This window comes from Streptomyces sp. NPDC058653 (assembly GCF_042716895.1).
In the GTDB taxonomy this organism is placed as follows: domain Bacteria; phylum Actinomycetota; class Actinomycetes; order Streptomycetales; family Streptomycetaceae; genus Streptomyces.
In genome coordinates, this window is sequence record NZ_JBHXRM010000006.1 from 201,549 (window position 1) to 219,041 (window position 17,493).

At 70.6% G+C, this 17,493-nt stretch carries 13 protein-coding genes; 7 read left to right on the forward strand and 6 right to left on the reverse strand.

The genetic code is table 11. The annotated features are described in order from the left end of the window. The first annotated feature begins 61 nt into the window (after nucleotides 1–61). The gene (locus ACFWU9_RS07830) at nucleotides 62–1,150 is read left to right on the forward strand and encodes a glycoside hydrolase family 5 protein (RefSeq protein ID WP_384315509.1); all 1,089 of its coding nucleotides are present in this window, start codon (nucleotides 62–64) and stop codon (nucleotides 1,148–1,150) included. Nucleotides 1,151–1,344: 194 nt separating this feature from the next. Continuing rightward, nucleotides 1,345–2,931, forward strand: a complete 1,587-nt coding sequence (locus ACFWU9_RS07835) for a Na+/H+ antiporter (protein ID WP_384315551.1) — start codon at nucleotides 1,345–1,347, stop codon at nucleotides 2,929–2,931. 45 nt (nucleotides 2,932–2,976) lie between these two features. Here the strand turns inward: ACFWU9_RS07835 and ACFWU9_RS07840 are convergent, their stop codons facing one another. Beyond that, entirely contained in the window at nucleotides 2,977–4,113 is a 1,137-nt protein-coding gene (locus ACFWU9_RS07840; RefSeq protein WP_384315510.1) for a mechanosensitive ion channel family protein, read from the reverse strand. 44 nt (nucleotides 4,114–4,157) lie between these two features. On the opposite strand from ACFWU9_RS07840, the gene ACFWU9_RS07845 reads away from it, so the two are divergent. Beyond that, entirely contained in the window at nucleotides 4,158–4,739 is a 582-nt protein-coding gene (locus tag ACFWU9_RS07845; RefSeq protein WP_384315511.1) for a dienelactone hydrolase family protein, read from the forward strand. Nucleotides 4,740–4,841: 102 nt separating this feature from the next. Here the strand turns inward: ACFWU9_RS07845 and ACFWU9_RS07850 are convergent, their stop codons facing one another. The 4 genes from ACFWU9_RS07850 to ACFWU9_RS07865 all read right to left on the reverse strand — a co-directional run bounded on the left by ACFWU9_RS07850 (nucleotide 4,842) and on the right by ACFWU9_RS07865 (nucleotide 9,570). Then, the gene (locus ACFWU9_RS07850; RefSeq protein WP_384315512.1) at nucleotides 4,842–6,407 is read right to left on the reverse strand and encodes a serine/threonine-protein kinase; all 1,566 of its coding nucleotides are present in this window, start codon (nucleotides 6,405–6,407) and stop codon (nucleotides 4,842–4,844) included. 81 nt (nucleotides 6,408–6,488) lie between these two features. Beyond that, nucleotides 6,489–7,304 (reverse strand): DsbA family protein, encoded by an 816-nt coding sequence (locus ACFWU9_RS07855; protein ID WP_384315513.1) that lies wholly within the window; start codon nucleotides 7,302–7,304, stop codon nucleotides 6,489–6,491. 108 nt (nucleotides 7,305–7,412) lie between these two features. After that, complete coding sequence (locus ACFWU9_RS07860; protein ID WP_384315514.1) at nucleotides 7,413–8,105, reverse strand: hypothetical protein; 693 nt, start codon at nucleotides 8,103–8,105, stop codon at nucleotides 7,413–7,415. A gap of 130 nt (nucleotides 8,106–8,235) precedes the next feature. Beyond that, nucleotides 8,236–9,570, reverse strand: coding sequence for a DUF2252 domain-containing protein (locus tag ACFWU9_RS07865; RefSeq protein ID WP_384315552.1), 1,335 nt, complete (start codon nucleotides 9,568–9,570; stop codon nucleotides 8,236–8,238). Between the two features lie 318 nt (nucleotides 9,571–9,888). Here ACFWU9_RS07865 and dnaE point away from each other — a divergent pair, with 318 nt between their 5' ends. Continuing rightward, nucleotides 9,889–13,434 carry a DNA polymerase III subunit alpha gene (gene dnaE / locus ACFWU9_RS07870; protein ID WP_384315515.1) on the forward strand — a complete coding sequence of 1,182 codons (3,546 nt, stop codon included), beginning with the start codon at nucleotides 9,889–9,891 and terminating at the stop codon, nucleotides 13,432–13,434. Nucleotides 13,435–13,583: 149 nt separating this feature from the next. Here dnaE and ACFWU9_RS07875 read toward each other — a convergent pair whose 3' ends face one another. Continuing rightward, complete coding sequence (locus ACFWU9_RS07875; RefSeq protein ID WP_384315516.1) at nucleotides 13,584–13,760, reverse strand: hypothetical protein; 177 nt, start codon at nucleotides 13,758–13,760, stop codon at nucleotides 13,584–13,586. A gap of 236 nt (nucleotides 13,761–13,996) precedes the next feature. Between ACFWU9_RS07875 and ACFWU9_RS07880 the strand changes: the two genes are divergently transcribed. The 3 genes from ACFWU9_RS07880 (at nucleotide 13,997) to ACFWU9_RS07890 (ending at nucleotide 17,467) form a co-directional block, all read left to right on the forward strand. Beyond that, nucleotides 13,997–15,331 carry an NYN domain-containing protein gene (locus tag ACFWU9_RS07880; protein ID WP_384315517.1) on the forward strand — a complete coding sequence of 445 codons (1,335 nt, stop codon included), beginning with the start codon at nucleotides 13,997–13,999 and terminating at the stop codon, nucleotides 15,329–15,331. 101 nt (nucleotides 15,332–15,432) lie between these two features. Then, a complete protein-coding gene (locus tag ACFWU9_RS07885) occupies nucleotides 15,433–16,404 on the forward strand; it encodes an ABC transporter ATP-binding protein (protein ID WP_384315553.1) in 972 nt (323 codons plus the stop codon). Nucleotides 16,405–16,624: 220 nt separating this feature from the next. Then, nucleotides 16,625–17,467 carry an ABC transporter permease gene (locus tag ACFWU9_RS07890; protein ID WP_384315554.1) on the forward strand — a complete coding sequence of 281 codons (843 nt, stop codon included), beginning with the start codon at nucleotides 16,625–16,627 and terminating at the stop codon, nucleotides 17,465–17,467. The last annotated feature ends 26 nt before the right edge of the window (nucleotides 17,468–17,493 follow it).

The window sequence follows — 17,493 nt, forward strand, 5'->3', positions numbered from 1 at the left end:
CTGTCATGCCTCTGACAGTCGCACTCCCGTAACGGACCCCACCCGAAGGGAGCACCACCCCATGCCCAAGCACACCGACTCCGGCGCGCCCCGCGCCTCCCGCACCCGAGGAAACCGCGCCCGTAAGGCACTCCTCGCCGTCTCCGCGCTCGGCATCGTCACCGCCCTGCTGTCGCCCATGCAGGCGGGCGCGGCCACCACGACCACGGGCACCGCCGCGCCGGCCGCCGGTATCGCCTCGCCCATCAGCGAGAACGGCCAGCTCAAGGTCTGTGGCAACCGCCTCTGCAACAACCGGGGCCAGGCCGTCCAGTTGCGCGGTATGAGCACGCACGGCACCCAGTGGTACTCCCAGTGCGTCACGAACGGTTCGCTCGACGTCCTCGCCAACGAGTGGCAGGCCGACGTGCTGCGCGTCTCCACCTACGTACAGGAGGGCGGCTACGAGACGGACCCGCAGCGCTTCACCTCCCTCGCCCAGAAGTTCGTGGACGGCGCCATCAGCCGCGGGATGTACGCGGTCATCGACTGGCACATGCTGAGCCCCGGTGACCCCAACTTCAACCTGGAGCGGGCGAAGACCTTCTTCACCGCCATGGCGAAGAAGTACAAGGACAGTCCCGGTGTCCTCTACGAGATCGCCAACGAGCCCTCGGACGTGAGCTGGGGGACCGTCAAGTCGTACGCCGAGAAGATCATTCCGGTCATCCGGGCGCAGGACCCGGACGCCGTCGTCCTCGTCGGCACACGTGCCTGGTCCTCGTTCGGCGTCTCCGACGGCGCCGACGAGAAGGAGGTCGTGAACAACCCCGTCAACGCCTCCAACATCATGTACACCTTCCACTTCTATGCCGCGTCCCACCGGGACGAGTACCTGGCCGCCCTCGACCGGGCGTCGGACCGACTCCCGGTCTTCGTCACCGAGTTCGGCACCCAGAACTACGCGGGCGAGGGCGCCAACGACTTCGGCATGTCGCAGCGCTTCCTCGACCTGATGAAGCGGAAGAACATCTCCTGGACCAACTGGAACTACTCCGACGACCACCGCTCGGGAGCCGTCTTCAAGCAGGGCTCCTGCAACGCCGGCAACTTCTCCGGCACCGGCGTCCTCAAGGAGGCCGGCGTCTGGATCCGCGACCGGGTCCGCTAGCACCGGCGGTACCGGCGGCACGGGCAGCCACCGGCAGCACCGGTGAAACGTCTCCTCGCGGTCCGGAAGCGGGCCGCGAGGAGCAGCGCCTCGCCGGGTTCGGCGCGGCGCTCCTCCTCGCCGGGTTCGGCGCGGCCGCGTGGCAGGGTTGAGAGGCCTTGATCGTCAGGGCTCACGACTCCGGAGGGCGCACCGTGGCCCAGTTGGCGCTGCTGTTCGTGCTGTTGCTGGGCGCCGTGGTGACGGTGCCACTGGGGGAGCGGCTCAATCTGCCGTCGCCGGTGCTGATGACCATCCTCGGGATCGTCCTGGCGCTGCTGCCCTTCGTACCGAACGTGGACGTGCCGCCGGACCTGATCCTCCCGCTGCTGCTGCCGCCCCTGCTTTACGCGGCCGTACAGCGCACCTCCTGGCGGCAGTTCACCGCCAACGTACGGCCGATCCTGCTGCTCGCCGTGGCGCTGGTCCTTCTCACCATGGTGACGGTGGCGAGCGTCGCCAACTCCGTCGTCCCCGGGCTGCCGCTCGCCGCGGCCTTCGTGCTCGGCGCGCTCGTCGCGCCGCCCGACCCGGTCGCCGCGACCGCCGTGGCGGGCTCGCTCGGACTGCCCCGAAGGCTCGTCTCGATCCTGGAGGGCGAGGGACTGTTCAACGACGTCACCGCGATCGTGCTCTACCACGTGGCCATCGCCGCGGTCGTCGGCGGCAGCTTCTCCTGGCCGGAGGCGCTGGGCACGCTGGTGCTCTCCGCCGTCGTCGCGCTGATCGTGGGAGTGGCGCTCGGCTGGCTCTCCAACAAGCTCATGGCACTGCTCGGGGACGCGCCCCTCCAGGTCGGACTGAGCCTGCTGGTGCCGTTCGTCGGCTACGTACTCGCCGAGGAGCTCCACGGCTCCGGTGTCCTCGCCGTCCTGACCACCGCGCTCTTCCTCGCCGAGCACACCGCCGACGCCGACGACGTGATGGGACGGCTCGCCGGGAACACCTTCTGGGAGATCATCGACATCCTCGTCACCGGCATCGCCTTCGGCCTCATCGGGCTTGAACTGCACACCGCCCTCGGCACGGCCGAGGGACACACCGGCGAGATGCTCGCCTGGTCGGCCGCCGTCGTCGGGGTCGTCGTCCTCGTACGGCTGGTGTGGCTGCTCCCCGCGGTGTGGGTCACGGCGCGCCTGCACCAACTCCGCGACTACGACGAGGAGTTCCCGGGCAGCTGGCGGGAGACCGTCATCATGTGGTGGGCCGGGATGCGCGGCGTCGCCTCGGTCGCGCTGGCCCTGGCCGTCCCGCTGGAGACCGACGACGGGTCGCCCTTCCCCGGCCGCGACACCATCATCTTCATCGCGTTCGCGGTCATCATGGCGACGCTCGTCTTCCAGGGACTCACCCTGCCGTGGCTGGTGAAGGTCCTCGGCGTACGCGCCGACACCGAGGCCGAGCGCGGCTTCGAGCACGAGCTGGCGGTGCGCGCCGCGCGGGCCGCGAAACACCGCCTCCGGGAGATCGAGGAGGTGGAGGACCTGCCCGAGGACCTGAGCGAACGGCTCGCGCGCGGGGCGTTCGACATCGGGGCGCGGATCAGCCCGGACGTCGTCGACGACGAGCGGAGGGACTGGCTCGCCAAGCGGACCCAGCGGGTCAGGACCATGCAGCGGATCCAGCGCGAGATGATGTCGGCCGCCCGGCACGAGGTCCTGGCGGCGCGCAGCGAACCCAACGCCAACCCGGAGGTGGTCGACCGCGTGCTCAGGGTTCTGGACGTCCGCAGCATGCGGTGAGGCCGGGGCGGCATCCGGTGAGGCGGGCGGCCCGGCCCCCCGGAGTCAGCCCCGTCCGGTGCGCGGGTCGCCGTCGGCGTTCTCGGTCAGCACGGGGTCGGGCTCGTGGCGCGCCGGGGCGTCGCCGTTCTTCCCCACGGCCGGCGACACCGCCGCCGGCGCGGTCGCGATCCGGGGCAGCGCGTACGGATGCTCCTCCGCCAGCCACGCCACCAACTGCTCCCGTACGGTGCACCGCGCCGTCCAGATGTCGTCCGCGTCCTTCGCCGTGAGCACGGCCCGCACCTCGATGGTGCTCGGGGTGGTGTCCGTGACGGCCAGACCCCAGTCCCGGCCGTCCCAGGCCGCGCACTCCCGAAGGATCTCGTGCAGCTTCTCGCGCATCAGCCTCACCGGCGCCGAGTGGTCGAGCTGGAGGAAGACGGTCCCGGTCATCTGGACCCCGCCGCGCGACCAGTTCTCGAACGGCCTGCTCGTGAAGTACGACACCGGCATCGTGATCCGGCGCTCGTCCCAGGTGCGTACCGCGAGGAAGGTGAGCGTGACCTCCTCCACCACACCCCACTCGCCGTCCACCACGACCGTGTCACCTATGCGCACCATGTCGCCGAAGGCGATCTGGAAGCCGGCGAAGAGATTGCCGAGCGTGGACTGCGCCGCGACACCCGCGACGATGCCGATGATGCCCGCCGACGCCAGCATCGACGTGCCGACGGTCCGCATGCTGGGGAAGGTGAGCAGGATCGCGGCGACGGCCACCACGACGACCACCGCCGTCACGATCCGCATGATGAGCGTCACCTGCGTACGGACCCGGCGGACCTTCGCCAGATCGCGGGCCGAGGTCGCGTAGCGGGCGTACGTCGACTCCACGGCCGCCGACACGATGCGTACGACGAGCCACGCCCCGGCGGCTATCAGGACCAGTGTCAGCAGGCGGCCGATGCCGCTCTCGTGGTTCTCGACGACCGGCCAGCGCGTCTCGCGGTAGGTGCCGCACAGCAGGGCGGTGAGGACGACGACCTGGAGCGGCAGCCGGCAGCGGCGCAGCAGACCCCACAGGGGGGTCTCCGGGTGCCGGGCGTCCGCGCGGCGCAGCATCAGGTCGACGGCCCAGCCGAGCAGCAGCGTCACGACAACGGCGCCACCCAGCACGGTCAACGGTCGCAGTACGTTCTCCATGGCTCCGGATTCGGACGAGAGGGCCCACCTGGCAGGATGGGCGGATGGACGTCGTTCTCTTTCATTCGGCCCACGGCCTGCGCCCGGCGGTGCACGCGGGAGCCGAGCGGCTGCGCGCTGCCGGACACCACGTGCACGTGCCCGACCTCTTCGAGGGCCAAACCGTCGAGACGGTCGAGGAGGGCAGGGCGCTCAGGGACAAGATCGGCTCCGACGAGCTGCTGAGGCGCGCCGTCCTCGCGGTGGCGCCGTACTCGGAGCGCGGACTGGTGTACGCGGGGTTCTCCCTCGGCGGGTCCGTCGCGCAGACGCTCGCGCTGGGGGACTCGAAGGCCCGCGGGCTGCTGCTGATGCACGGCACGTCGGACATCGCCCCGAACGCCTCGGTGGACGACCTGCCCGTACAGCTGCATGTCGCCGACCCGGACGTGTCCGAGCCGCACGACTGGCTGAACACCTGGTACCTGCGGATGCGGGAGATCGGGGCGGACGTGGAGATCTACCGGTACCGGGGCGTCGGGCACCTCTACACCGACCCGGACCTGCCGGACCACGACGAGTCGGCGGCGGAGGAGACCTGGCGCATCGGGCTGGCCTTCGTGGAGTCGCTGGCCGACCAGGCGTAGCGCCCGCCGGCGGGCGCTCCCGCCGCACCGGCCCGCGGTCGCGGACGCCGCCCAGCCGGGCACGCCGCTCAGCCCGGGATTTCGCTCAGCCGTCGATACCGCTCAGCCGTGGGTGCAGCGGCCGGTGGTGCGGCCGCCGGGGGCCGGGCGGCACACGTACGTGATGTCGGTGGCCTCGTCGCTGATGTAGCGGCCCACACAGGTCGTGTCCGTGTCCAGACCGCGGGTGCGGCACCAGTCGAGGGCGTGCGAGCCGCTGTTGAAGCCGGAGACGTAGAACATCCAGTAGCCCGGCTGGAGCGAGGCGTGGTCGTCGCTGTCCAGATAGCGCGCGTTGGTGATGCCCTGTTCGCGCAGGGTGGCGGCCTGTTCGTCGCGGGCGGCGCTGCCCGCGGACTTCTCCGTGGAGGCGACCTGCGCGACCCAGTTGCCGGTCAGGTCGTCTCCCGACGGTCCGTCCCCGCCGCCGCTGTTGTCGTCGCCGTCGTCCGTGCCGGACGGCCCGGGCGTGGAGGCCTCGGGAGAGCTGTCGCTCGTGCCGCCGTCCTTCCCGGCGGAGGGTGAGCCGGAATCGTCCGTGAGGGAGAGGACCAGCGCGGTGGTCGCCACGAGCGCGACGGCCACGGCGACCGCCGCGACGACCATCGGCCCCCGGGCCCTCCGCCGCCCGGGACCGGAGGGCCGGCTGTCCGGCGCGGCGCTCTCCACGTCGTCCACCACGCGCTGCGTCACCGGGTGGTGGACGACGGGCCGGGCCAGCGCCACCCTGGGATCCGGGACGGGTGCGGGCGGCGTCACGGGCTCGACGACGGTCGGCCGCGGCCGGTGCGGGGTGGTGCCCGACTCGACCTCGGCCAGCATCAGCTCCAGCCGCGCGGCGTCGGGCCGCGCGGCCGGGTCGCGCACCAGCAGCGCGTTCAGCACGGGCGTGAGGGACCCGGACCGTACGGGCGGCGGGACCGCCTCGTCCAGTACGGCGGCGAGCGTGGCCAGGGTCGTGGCGCGGCGCAGCGGGCTGACACCCTCCGTACAGACGTACAGCGTCACCCCCAGCGACCACAGGTCGGACGCGGGATCGTCGTCGTGGCCGCGAATGCGCTCCGGGGCGAAGTACTCGGGCGAGCCGACGAGTTCGCCGGTCGCCGTGAGGGAGGACGAACCCTGGAGGGCCGCGATGCCGAAGTCGGTGAGCACCGCGCCGCCGTCCTCCCGCAGCATGACGTTTCCGGGCTTCACATCACGGTGCTGGATGCCGACCGCGTGGGCGGCCCGCAGGCCGGAGAGCACCTGCCGGCCGATCCTGGCGGCCTCCACAGGGGTCAGCGACCCCCGTGCCAGCCGGTCGTGGAGCGTGTCGCCGGACAGCAGCTCCATGACGATCCACGGATGCGGCCCCACATCGACGATGTGATGGATCGTCACCACATGCGGGTGGCTGATCCTCGCCAACGCCCGTGCCTCGCGGAGCACCCGCTCGCGCGGCACATCGGCGCCCCGGGGAGTGCCCGCCTCCACGGAGGCGTCCGGGGACCGTACTTCCTTCAGTGCCACCTCGCGGTGGAGCACGGTGTCACGCGCCCGCCACACCGTGCCCATCCCACCGCTGCCGAGCCGCTCCAGCAGCTCGAACCGTCCGTCGATGGTCCTGTTCTCGTCGCCCCCGGTCATGCGGATCAGCGTACGGGCCACGGCCGGTGGCCCGTACACCGTCACCCCCGGCCCCGGCCCCGGCCCGGGGACCGGGGGCCCTCAGGCGGCCAGGGCCTTGGTGATCGCCGCCGTGTACTCCTGCGCCGTGAGCGGGGCGTTCTCGCTGCCCTCCGCGGTGACGTTCTTGCCGTCCATGCGGAGCGTGGGGGTGCCCTCGACGCTGCTGCTGTCGAAGGTCGCCGACATCTTCATCGCCCAGGCGTCGAACGTGCCGCTCTCGACGTTGTGCTCGAAGGCCGCGTTGCCCTTGAGCCCGTCCACCGAGTCGGCGATCTTCAGCAGGACGCCGTCGTCGGCGAACTTGTCGTCACTCTCACTGGGGTGGTTCTGCGCCGAGTAGAGCGCGGCCTTGTACGCCGAGAACGCCTCGGGGCTCACATCGAGCGCGGCGCCCAGCGCGGACAGCGCGTTCTTCGACCCCTCGCCGTTGTCCGAGTTGTCGATGAACGTGGCACCGATGTACTTGATCTTGTACTTGCCCGCGTCGACGTCCTTCTGGATCGTGGCGCCGACATGCTGCTCGAACGTCGCGCAGATCGGGCAGCGGGAGTCCTCGTACAGCTCCAGGGTCTTCTTCGCTTCGGGCTTGCCGATGACGACGGTCGTGCCGTTCTCGCCGGAGGTGTGCTTCGGCGCGGTGATGCTCGTTGCGTCCTTGGCGGCCTCCCAGTGCGAGGGCTTGTTCGCCTGGACGACGGCGAAGCCGACACCCCCGGCGATCGCCAGGATCGCGACGGTGGATCCGGCGACGACGAGCTGGCGGCGGGCACGGTCCTTCTTCGCCTGCCGCTCGCGCTGCTCGCGCAGCCTCTCGCGGGCGGCGGCCTTGTTGGCGTTGCTGTTGCGTGCGCTCATGACTGGTCTGCTCCGTGTGGGTCGTACGGGACGCGTGGGCGCGGTGGGGCGCGCGCCGTCACGCGGGGGACGGGCGGCGGCCGGAGACGGCCGCGGCTCCTAGGGCTCCTAGGCCGGCAGAAGGGCCGGGAGAGGAGGTCCCCGTCGTCCGACGGAGTGCGCGCACAGGCGCGTACGGGAGGGGTAGGGGCCGTCGGCGGGGCGCGGGAAGCGCCGTACCGTACGGCGGACCGTGCCGGCCACCGCGACGGCGATCAGCAGCGGCCGGAAGGCGAAGCCGGCGAGCGCTCGCACCAGGCCCGCGAAGGCGGCCTCGCCCCGGCGCAGCCAGAGCGCGGCGAGCAGACCGATCGCGACATGTGTGGCGAGCAGCAGCCACGGGAGCGCGGGATCGGGGGAGCCGAGCAGGGTGGCCGCCGGGTTCTCGGCCGAGGCGACCGAGGAGACGCCGGGCAGCGGGGAGCCGAAGGCGCCGCCGCACAGGACGTCGAAGCCGACGGAGCGCAGCGGTCCCGCGACGGGACCGCCGGCGGCGCCGTAACAGACGTTCTGGCCGGTGGTGAAGATGGTGTCCGCGGCCAGTTCGAGCGGGACGAGCAGCGCCGCTATGCGCCAGAAGCCCCGCTCACGGCCCGCGAGGGCGTAGGAGACCGGGAACACGACGGCGCACAGGACGGCGACGACGGAGACGGGCAGCGGGGCCCGCGACAGCAGGACATGGGAACCGGCGGACAGCGTCACGGCCAGTGCCGTGAACAATGCCGCCCGCAGCGCCCTGAGCCGTGCCGCCGATATGTCCATCGTCGCCGAGTGTGCCACGAGAACCTGTAAGGGGCCCCTAAGGTCGCCGTCGCCCCGGTCGGATCCGGCCGGTCGGACCGGCTCCGACCAGGTCCGACGGGCCGGGAGGTGGCGGGAAGAGGCGGGAGGGTCAGCCGGCGGCGAGCTGTCCGTTGCGGAAGAGGTCCACGAAGATCTGGTGGTCCGCGCGGGCCCGTGCCCCGTAGCTGTGGGCGAACTCCACCAGCAGCTCGGGGAAGCCCTCCTCGTCCGCCGCGATCGCCGCGTCGATGGCCCGCTCCGTGTTGAACGGCACCAGCGAGTGGCCGCTCTCGTCGTCCGCCGCTCCGTGCATCGTGGCCGTCGCCCGGCCGAGGTCGGCGACGACGGCGGCGATCTCGGTGGGGTCGTCGAGGTCCGACCAGTCGAGATCCACCGCGTACGGCGAGACCTCGGCGACCAGCTGGCCCGCGCCGTCCAGCTCGGTCCAGCCGAGCCACGGGTCGGCGTGCGCCTGGAGCGCGCGCTGCGAGATCACCGTGCGGTGCCCCTCGTGCTGGAAGTACTCGCGCACCCGCGCGTCGGTGATGTGCCGGGAGACGGCGGGGGTCTGCGCCTGCTTGAGGTAGATCACGACGTCGTTCTCCAGGGCGTCGCTGTTGCCCTCCAGCAGGATGTTGTACGAGGGCAGGCCGGCCGAGCCGATGCCGACGCCCCGCCGCCCCACGACGTCCTTCACCCGGTAGGAGTCGGGGCGGGTCAGGCTGGACTCCGGCAGGGTCTCCAGATAGCCGTCGAAGGCCGCCAGGACCTTGTAGCGGGTGGCGGCGTCCAGCTCGATGGAGCCGCCGCCGGGGGCGAAGCGCCGCTCGAAGTCACGGATCTCGGTCATCGAGTCGAGCAGCCCGAAACGGGTCAGCGAGCGGGCGTCGCGGAGCGCGTCGAGCAGCGGGCCCGTCGCCGTGTCCAGGGTGAACGGCGGCACCTCGTCGTTCTTCGCGCCCGTCGCCAGCGCGTGGATCCGCTCGCGGTAGGCGGTGGCGTAGATCCGGACCAGCTCGCTGATCTGGTCGTCGCTGAGGGCCTTCGTGTACCCGATCAGCGCGAGCGAGGCGGCCAGCCGCTTGAGGTCCCAGGTGAACGGTCCTACATAGGCCTCGTCGAAGTCGTTGACGTTGAAGATCAGCCGGCCGTTCGCGTCCATGTAGGTGCCGAAGTTCTCGGCGTGCAGATCGCCGTGGATCCAGACCCGGCCGGTGCGCTCGTCCACGTACGGCCCGCCGTGCTGCTCCCGTTCCAGGTCGTTGTAGAACAGGGACGCCGTGCCCCGGTAGAAGGCGAAGGCGGAGGCGGCCATCTTGCGGAATTTGACCTGGAAGGCCGCCGGATCAGCGGCGAGCAGGGCACCGAAGGCGGTGCCGAACACGGTGAGGATCTCCTCCCCTCGCTGCTGGTCAGCGGCTTCGACGGGGCGCGGGACCGACATCGGTGGTGCCTCCTGGAACATGACGAACTGGGCGGGACGAACTGACACGCCACCCGCCTCGGGCGACGGCGCCGTCAGTAGTGGCAACGCACGAACGTACCGGTGCGTGCCCGTCCCGCGCCGGTCGACCCGAAGGTTCGTGGGGCCGGTTTCGCGCGGGCCGGGACATCGTCGACCGGGGGTGCCGGGGACGCCGGCCGGCCGGCGTCGGGACATCCCCGGGACGCGCTCGGATTGTCGGTGGGCGGTCGTAGACTTCGACGCTGTCCCCCCGGGGGCGCTCTCGCTCGCCCGCTCGTTTCGCTGGAGGCCTCAGCCGTGACCAAGCCGCCGTTCACGCACCTGCATGTCCATACGCAGTACTCGTTGCTGGACGGTGCGGCGCGGTTGGGGGACATGTTCAAGGCGTGCAACGAGATGGGGATGTCCCATATCGCGATGACGGATCATGGGAATCTCCATGGCGCGTACGACTTCTTCCATCAGGCGAAGAAGGCGGGTGTGACGCCGATCATCGGTATCGAGGCGTATGTGGCGCCGGAGTCGCGGCGGAACAAGCGGAAGGTGCAGTGGGGGCAGCCGCATCAGAAGCGGGACGATGTCTCCGGCTCGGGTGGCTATACGCACAAGACGATCTGGGCGGCGAACAAGACCGGTCTGCACAATCTGTTCCGGTTGTCGTCGGACGCGTATGCGGAGGGGTGGCTGACGAAGTGGCCCCGGATGGACCGCGAGACGATCTCGAAGTGGTCGGAGGGTCTGATCGCGTCGACGGGGTGTCCGTCGGGTGAGTTGCAGACCCGGCTGAGGCTGGGGCAGTTCGACGAGGCGATGCAGGCGGCCTCGGACTACCAGGACATCTTCGGCAAGGACCGGTATTTCCTGGAGCTGATGGATCACGGGATCGAGATCGAGCGCCGGGTGCGGGACGGGCTGCTGGAGGTGGGGAAGAAGCTGGGAATCCCGCCGCTGGTGACGAACGACTCGCATTACACCTATGCGAACGAGGCGACGGCGCATGACGCGCTGCTCTGTATTCAGACGGGCAAGAACCTGTCGGACCCGGACCGGTTCCGGTTCGACGGGACCGGTTATTACCTGAAGTCGACGGACGAGATGTACGCGGTCGACTCGTCGGACGCGTGGCAGGAGGGGTGCGCCAACACCCTGCTGGTGGCGCAGCAGATCGACACGGAGGGCTGGTTCCAGGAACAGAACCTGATGCCCAAGTTCGACATCCCCGACGGCTTCACCGAGATCACCTGGTTCCGTGAGGAAACCATGCGGGGGATGGCCAGGCGATTCCCCGCAGGAATTCCCGAGGACCGTCTCAAGCAGGTCGAGTACGAGATGGGCATCATCATCGAGATGGGGTTTCCCGGGTACTTCCTGGTCGTCGCGGACTTCATCATGTGGGCCAAGAACAACGGCATCGCGGTCGGCCCCGGCCGTGGCTCCGCGGCCGGTTCGATCGTCTCGTACGCGATGGGCATCACCGACCTCGACCCGATCGAACACGGTCTGATCTTCGAGCGGTTCCTCAATCCCGAGCGCATCTCCATGCCGGATGTCGACATCGACTTCGACGAGCGCAGGCGCGGTGAGGTCATCCGGTACGTGACCGAGAAATACGGCGCCGACAAGGTCGCCATGATCGGGACGTACGGAAAGATCAAGGCGAAGAACGCCATCAAGGACTCGGCGCGGGTGCTGGGTTATCCGTACGCGATGGGCGACCGGCTCACCAAGGCCATGCCCGCCGACGTCCTCGGCAAGGGCATCGACCTCAACGGCATCACCGACCCCAAGCACCCGCGCTACAGCGAAGCGGGCGAGATCCGGGGGATGTACGAGAACGAGCCGGACGTCAAGAAGGTCATCGACACGGCAAAGGGTGTCGAGGGTCTGGTGCGGCAGATGGGTGTGCACGCGGCCGGGGTGATCATGTCCAGCGAGACGATCACCGACCATGTGCCGGTCTGGGTCAGGCACACCGACGGCGTCACGATCACGCAGTGGGACTATCCGCAGTGCGAGTCGCTCGGCCTGCTGAAGATGGACTTCCTGGGTCTGCGAAATCTGACCATCATGGACGACGCCGTCAAGATGGTGAAGGCCAACAAGGACATCGATCTCGACCTGCTGTCACTGCCGTTGGACGACCCGAAGACGTACGAACTGCTCTGCCGCGGTGACACGCTCGGTGTGTTCCAGTTCGACGGCGGCCCGATGCGTTCGCTGCTGCGGCTGATGAAGCCCGACAACTTCGAGGACATTTCCGCCGTGTCGGCCCTGTACCGGCCGGGTCCGATGGGAATGAACTCGCACACGAACTACGCGCTGCGCAAGAACGGGCAGCAGGAGATCACCCCGATCCACCCGGAGCTGGAGGAGCCTCTCAAGGAGGTCCTCGGTCTGACCTACGGCCTGATCGTGTATCAGGAGCAGGTGCAGAAGGCCGCGCAGATCATCGCGGGCTACTCGCTCGGCGAGGCGGACATTCTCCGCCGTGTGATGGGCAAGAAGAAGGCCGACGAACTGGCCAAGAATTTCGTCCTGTTCCAGGCCGGTGCCAAGAAGAACAACTTCTCGGACGAGGCGATCCAGGCGCTGTGGGACGTACTGGTCCCGTTCGCGGGATACGCGTTCAACAAGGCGCACTCGTCCGCGTACGGGCTCGTCACCTACTGGACCGCCTATCTCAAGGCGAACTACCCCGCCGAGTACATGGCGGCCCTGCTGACCTCGGTGAAGGACGACAAGGACAAGTCGGCCGTCTATCTCAACGAGTGCCGGCGGATGGGCATCAAGGTGCTGCCGCCGAATGTGAACGAGTCGGTGGCGAACTTCGCCGCGCAGGGCGACGACGTGATTCTCTTCGGGCTGACGGCGGTCCGCAATGTCGGCACGAATGTCGTCGATTCGATCATCCGCTCGCGCAAGGCGAAGGGGAAGTACGCCACGTTCCCCGACTTCCTCGACAAGGTCGAGGCGGTCGTCTGCAACAAGCGCACCGTCGAATCCCTCATCAAGGCCGGCGCCTTCGACGAGATGGGCCACACCCGCAAGGGCCTGGTGGCGCACCACGAGCCGATGATCGACAACGTCGTGCAGGTCAAGCGCAAGGAGGCGGAGGGGCAGTTCGACCTCTTCGGCGGCATGGGCGACAGCGACGACGCCTCGTCCGAACCCGGCTTCGGGCTCGACGTCGAATTCTCGGACGTCGAGTGGGACAAGTCGTACTTGCTCGCGCAGGAGCGCGAGATGCTCGGCCTGTACGTCTCCGACCACCCGCTCTTCGGTATCGAGCACGTCCTGTCCGACAAGTCCGACGCGGCGATCTCGCAGCTCACCGGCGGTGAGCACGCGGACGGCGCGGTGGTCACGATCGGCGGCATCATCTCCGGCCTCCAGCGGAAGATGACCAAGCAGGGCAACGCGTGGGCGATCGCCACCGTGGAGGACCTCGCGGGCTCGATCGAGTGCATGTTCTTCCCCGCCACCTACCAGCTGGTCTCCACCCAACTGGTCGAGGACACCGTCGTCTTCGTCAAGGGCCGGCTCGACAAGCGCGAGGACATCCCGCGTCTTGTCGCCATGGAGCTCCAGGTCCCCGACCTGTCGTCCAGCGGCACGAACGCGCCGGTCACCATCACCATCCCCACGGTGAAGCTCACCCCGCCCATGGTCAGCAGGCTCGGCGAGATCCTCAGCCACCACCGGGGCAACTCGGAGGTGCGCATCAAGCTCCAGGGCGCGCGCAAGACGACGGTGCTGCGGCTCGACCGGCACCGGGTACAGCCCGACCCGGCGCTCTTCGGCGACTTGAAGGTGCTGCTCGGGCCGTCCTGCCTGGCGGGGTAGCGGCGGCGGAAGACGTACGCGGGGAGGGGCACGCCCGGGAGACTGGGCGTGCCCCTCTTTCGCCGGATGCGGCCGATCACCTCGGTCACGCGCCGGTCCGATCCCGTGTCGGACCGATCACCTCGGTCACGCGCCGGACCGGTGGCGCGTCAGTTGTGGCCGAAACGCTTCTCGCGGCCCTTGCGCGCGACGTCGGACGGCGTGACCTGCGTCTGTATCTGCTCGGCCTTGGCCTCCGATGAGGAGGTCGAGGACTGCTCGGCGCCACGCTCGGTGGACGAACGGTCCTGCTGCTTGCCGCGGTCACGGTTCTTGTTCTTGGCCATGGTGCTGCCTCCTGAAGGATGTTGGGGCCAGGGCCGCGACCAGATTCACATATGCCGTGACTCACCGCATTTTGGATCATAGCTGTGCGTAACGGACCATAGTTCGGCCGTCCCTGGGGGTAGCCGGGAGGGACGCGCCACGCCGATGATCCAGTTCCGGCCGTTAAGCCAGTTGCGGTCGGGCAGACTCGAAGGAAACCCGTAGCAACTTCCGATCCCGACGTTCCCGAAAGAGGGTGGAACACGTGGACCGCTGCGTCGTCCTGGTGGACGCCGGTTACCTGCTGGGCGCCGCCGCGAGCCTCCTCGCCGGAGAACCGGCCCGCTCACGGATCACCGTCGACCACGCCGCCCTCATCCAGGGGCTGCGCGAGCGTGCCGAGGCCGATACGGAGCAGCCGCTCCTGCGTATCTACTGGTTCGACGGCGCCCCCGACCGCGTACCGCAGCCCGAACACCGACGGCTGCGCGTCATGTCACGTGTCACCGTCCGGCTCGGCGCCCTGACCCGTAGCGACGGGAGATGGGCACAGAAGGGCGTCGACGCGGCGATGCATGCCGAGCTCACGGAATTGGCCAGAAATCGCGCCTGCTCGGACGTGGTGCTGGTGACCGGTGACGGTGATCTGCTGCCCGGTCTGATGTCCGCGAAGGAGCACGGGGTCGCCGTGCACCTCTGGGCGGTGCAGGCCGCCGACGGTGACTACAACCAGTCCGAGGACCTGGTGGCCGAGGCCGACGAACGCCGGGTGCTCGACCGGGCCTGGATCACCAAGGCCGTACGCGCCAAGGACTTCGGCGGTGTCTGCGCGCCGCCGCCCGCCCCCCGCCCCGAGATCGCCGCGATCCTCTCGGCGCCGCTGCCCGAGTCGGCGCTCGCCGCGTCCGCCGAGCGGGCGGCCGAGGCACAGGCCGCGTCCGCGCGCAACGGCACGGCGCCGGCCACGACGGAGCACGGGCCGGGAGCCGGGCCCGGCCACGAGCACGACCCCGAGACCGCGCACCCGGCCCCCACGGGCGCCAAGGGGGTCCCCACCCCGAAGGACCTCGCCGCCCTGCGCGCACCCGGAGCGCATGCCGCCCCCGCGCCCCCGCCGGGGAACGCGACCCTGCGCTGGTCGTCCGACCGCGGCTGGGTCGAGCGCACGGGCGGCGGAGGCCAGCTCGGGGAGTCGCCCGAGACCGCGTCGCTGCCGACGCTCGCGCAGCTCACCAGCGCCGAGCAGCGCTGGGCCGACCGGGAGGAGGACATCACCACGGTCGGCGGGGACCCCTTCGAGGTGGGCCAGGTGTTCGCCAGACGCTGGATGGAGCGGCTGCCCGACGCGGGCCATGTGCAGAAGCTGTCCACGATGTATCCGCGGATCCCGCACCGTATCGACGGCGAGGTGCTGAGATACGCCGCCCGCTTCGGGCTGCTGGCACACAAGGACGACCAGATCGACGAGCACGACAGGTACGCGATCCGGGCGGGCTTCTGGCGCGAGATCGATGTGCGGGCGGCGGCGGACCGTCCCGCCACCAAGGGCGCGGACCATCCGGCGGCGAAGGGTGACGGAGCGGCGGAGTAGCCCCTGTCCCCGGGGCCCGGTCCGCTCCCGCCCGCCCGTCCCCGCGCCCCCGGGCGGATTCCGGGCAGTTGGACCCCGTAGGCTCGTCTCTTGTGAGTACGGTGTGCGCGGTGCGGGAGCTGGTCAAGACGTACCCCGCCGCGCGCGGCGGACGGGGCACCCCGGCGACCCCCGAGGTGCGCGCCAACGACGGGATCTCCCTGGACGTACGGCAGGGCGAGATCTTCGGACTGCTCGGCCCCAACGGCGCGGGCAAGTCCACCCTCGTACGTCAGCTCACCGGGCTCATGCGGCCCGACTCCGGCAGCGTCGACGTCCTCGGCCACGATCTGGTCGGCCATCCCGAACGCGCCTCCCGCCTCATCGGCTATCTGGGCCAGGAGTCCACCGCGCTCGACGAGTTGACCGTCGGGCTCGCGGCCGAGACCACGGGCCGGCTGCGCGGGCTCGGGCTGAGCGAGGCACGTGCCGAGCGGGACGCGGTCCTCGCGGAACTGGGCCTCGGCGAACTCGCCGGGCGCCCCCTCAAGAAGCTCTCCGGAGGTCAGCGCCGGATGGCCTGCTTCGCGGCGACGCTGGTGGGCGACCGGCCCGTGCTCGTCCTGGACGAGCCCACCACCGGTATGGACCCGGTCGCCAGACGCGCCGTCTGGGCGGCTGTCGACCGCCGCCGGGCCGAACGCGGCGCGACGGTGCTGCTCGTCACCCACAACGTCATCGAGGCGGAGACCGTCCTCGACCGGGTCGCGGTGCTGGACCGGGGCAAGGTCATCGCCTGCGACACCCCGTCCGGGCTGAAGGAACAGGTCGCGGGCGAGGTGCGGCTCGAACTCGTCTGGCGCGAACGCGCCCCGCTCGACGTCCCCGAGGTCGCTGCCCTGCGCGGCTCCGCCCAGGAGTCCGGCCGCCGCTGGGTGCTGCGCCTCGCCCCCGACGAGGCGCGCGCCGCGGTCGCGGCGGTGACCGGCGGTGCCGCCTTCGCGGCGCTGGACGACTTCACGCTGGCCACGCCGAGCCTGGAGGATGTCTATCTGGCGCTCGGCGGCCGGACACAGGGGCTGGTGAAGACGTGAGCCCGAACGACTCCGGATGTACGGCTCCGACGCCCGCCCCGCACGCCACCGGGGGCCGCGCCGCCCATCGCGTCCCCGCCGTCGCGGGCGGGTGGAACGGGCCCGTACCCACGGGGCGTTCGTCGCGTTCGGGGCGTGTGGCACGCTGGTCCCGGTCGGCGCCGTACGCCACTGGTCGTACCCGCCCCCGTCCGTCCGCACCGAACAGGAGCTGCGCCAGGTGAGCATCGTGCCCGCGGAGGCCGTCGGCCGGCAGAGCCGGCCGGCACCGGACACCCGTGCCGTGAGCGACGGAGCCGACGGGGCGCCCGCGGTGCTCGCGCCGCGCGCGCGGCTGCTGCCCTCGCTCGCCGCCGTGTACCGGGCGCAGCTGTCGCGGGCCCGGGTCGCCCGGATCCCGCTGCTCTTCGTGGCCACCTTCCAGTCCGTCGGGATCATGATCCTGATGCGCGGTGTCGTCGACGGCGGCGCCGAGGCGCGGGCCGTGGTGGCCGGGTCGAGCGTGCTCGTCGTGGCCTTCGTCGCGCTCAACCTGCTCGCCCAGTACTTCGGCCAGCTCCGGGCCACCGGCGGTCTCGACCACTACGCCACCCTGCCCGTGCCGCCCGCCGCCGTGGTGCTGGGCACGGCCGGGGCGTACGCCTCCTTCACCGTGCCGGGCACCGCCGTCACCGCGGTCACCGGCAGTCTGCTCTTCGACCTGCCGCTCACGCGTCTGTGGGTCCTGGTCGCCGTCATCCCGCTCGCGGGCGCCGCGCTGGCCGGGCTCGGGGCGGCGCTGGGGCTGCTCGCGCCCCGCCAGGAGGTGGCCACGCTGCTCGGGCAGCTGGGCATGTCCGCCGCGCTGCTGCTGGGTGTGCTGCCCGCCGACCGGCTGCCGGGGCCGATCACGTACGCCCGTGACCTGCTGCCGTCCACGTACGGTGTGGAGGCCCTGGCCCGTACCTTCGACCGGCACCCGGACTGGCCGACCGTCGCTCTCGACCTGGCGGTCTGCGCGGGTGTCGGTGTCGTCTCCCTGGCCGTGGCGACGTGGGCGTACAGGCGTGCCGCGGTCCGATGAGGCACTGCCGGGCCATGCCTGGCACG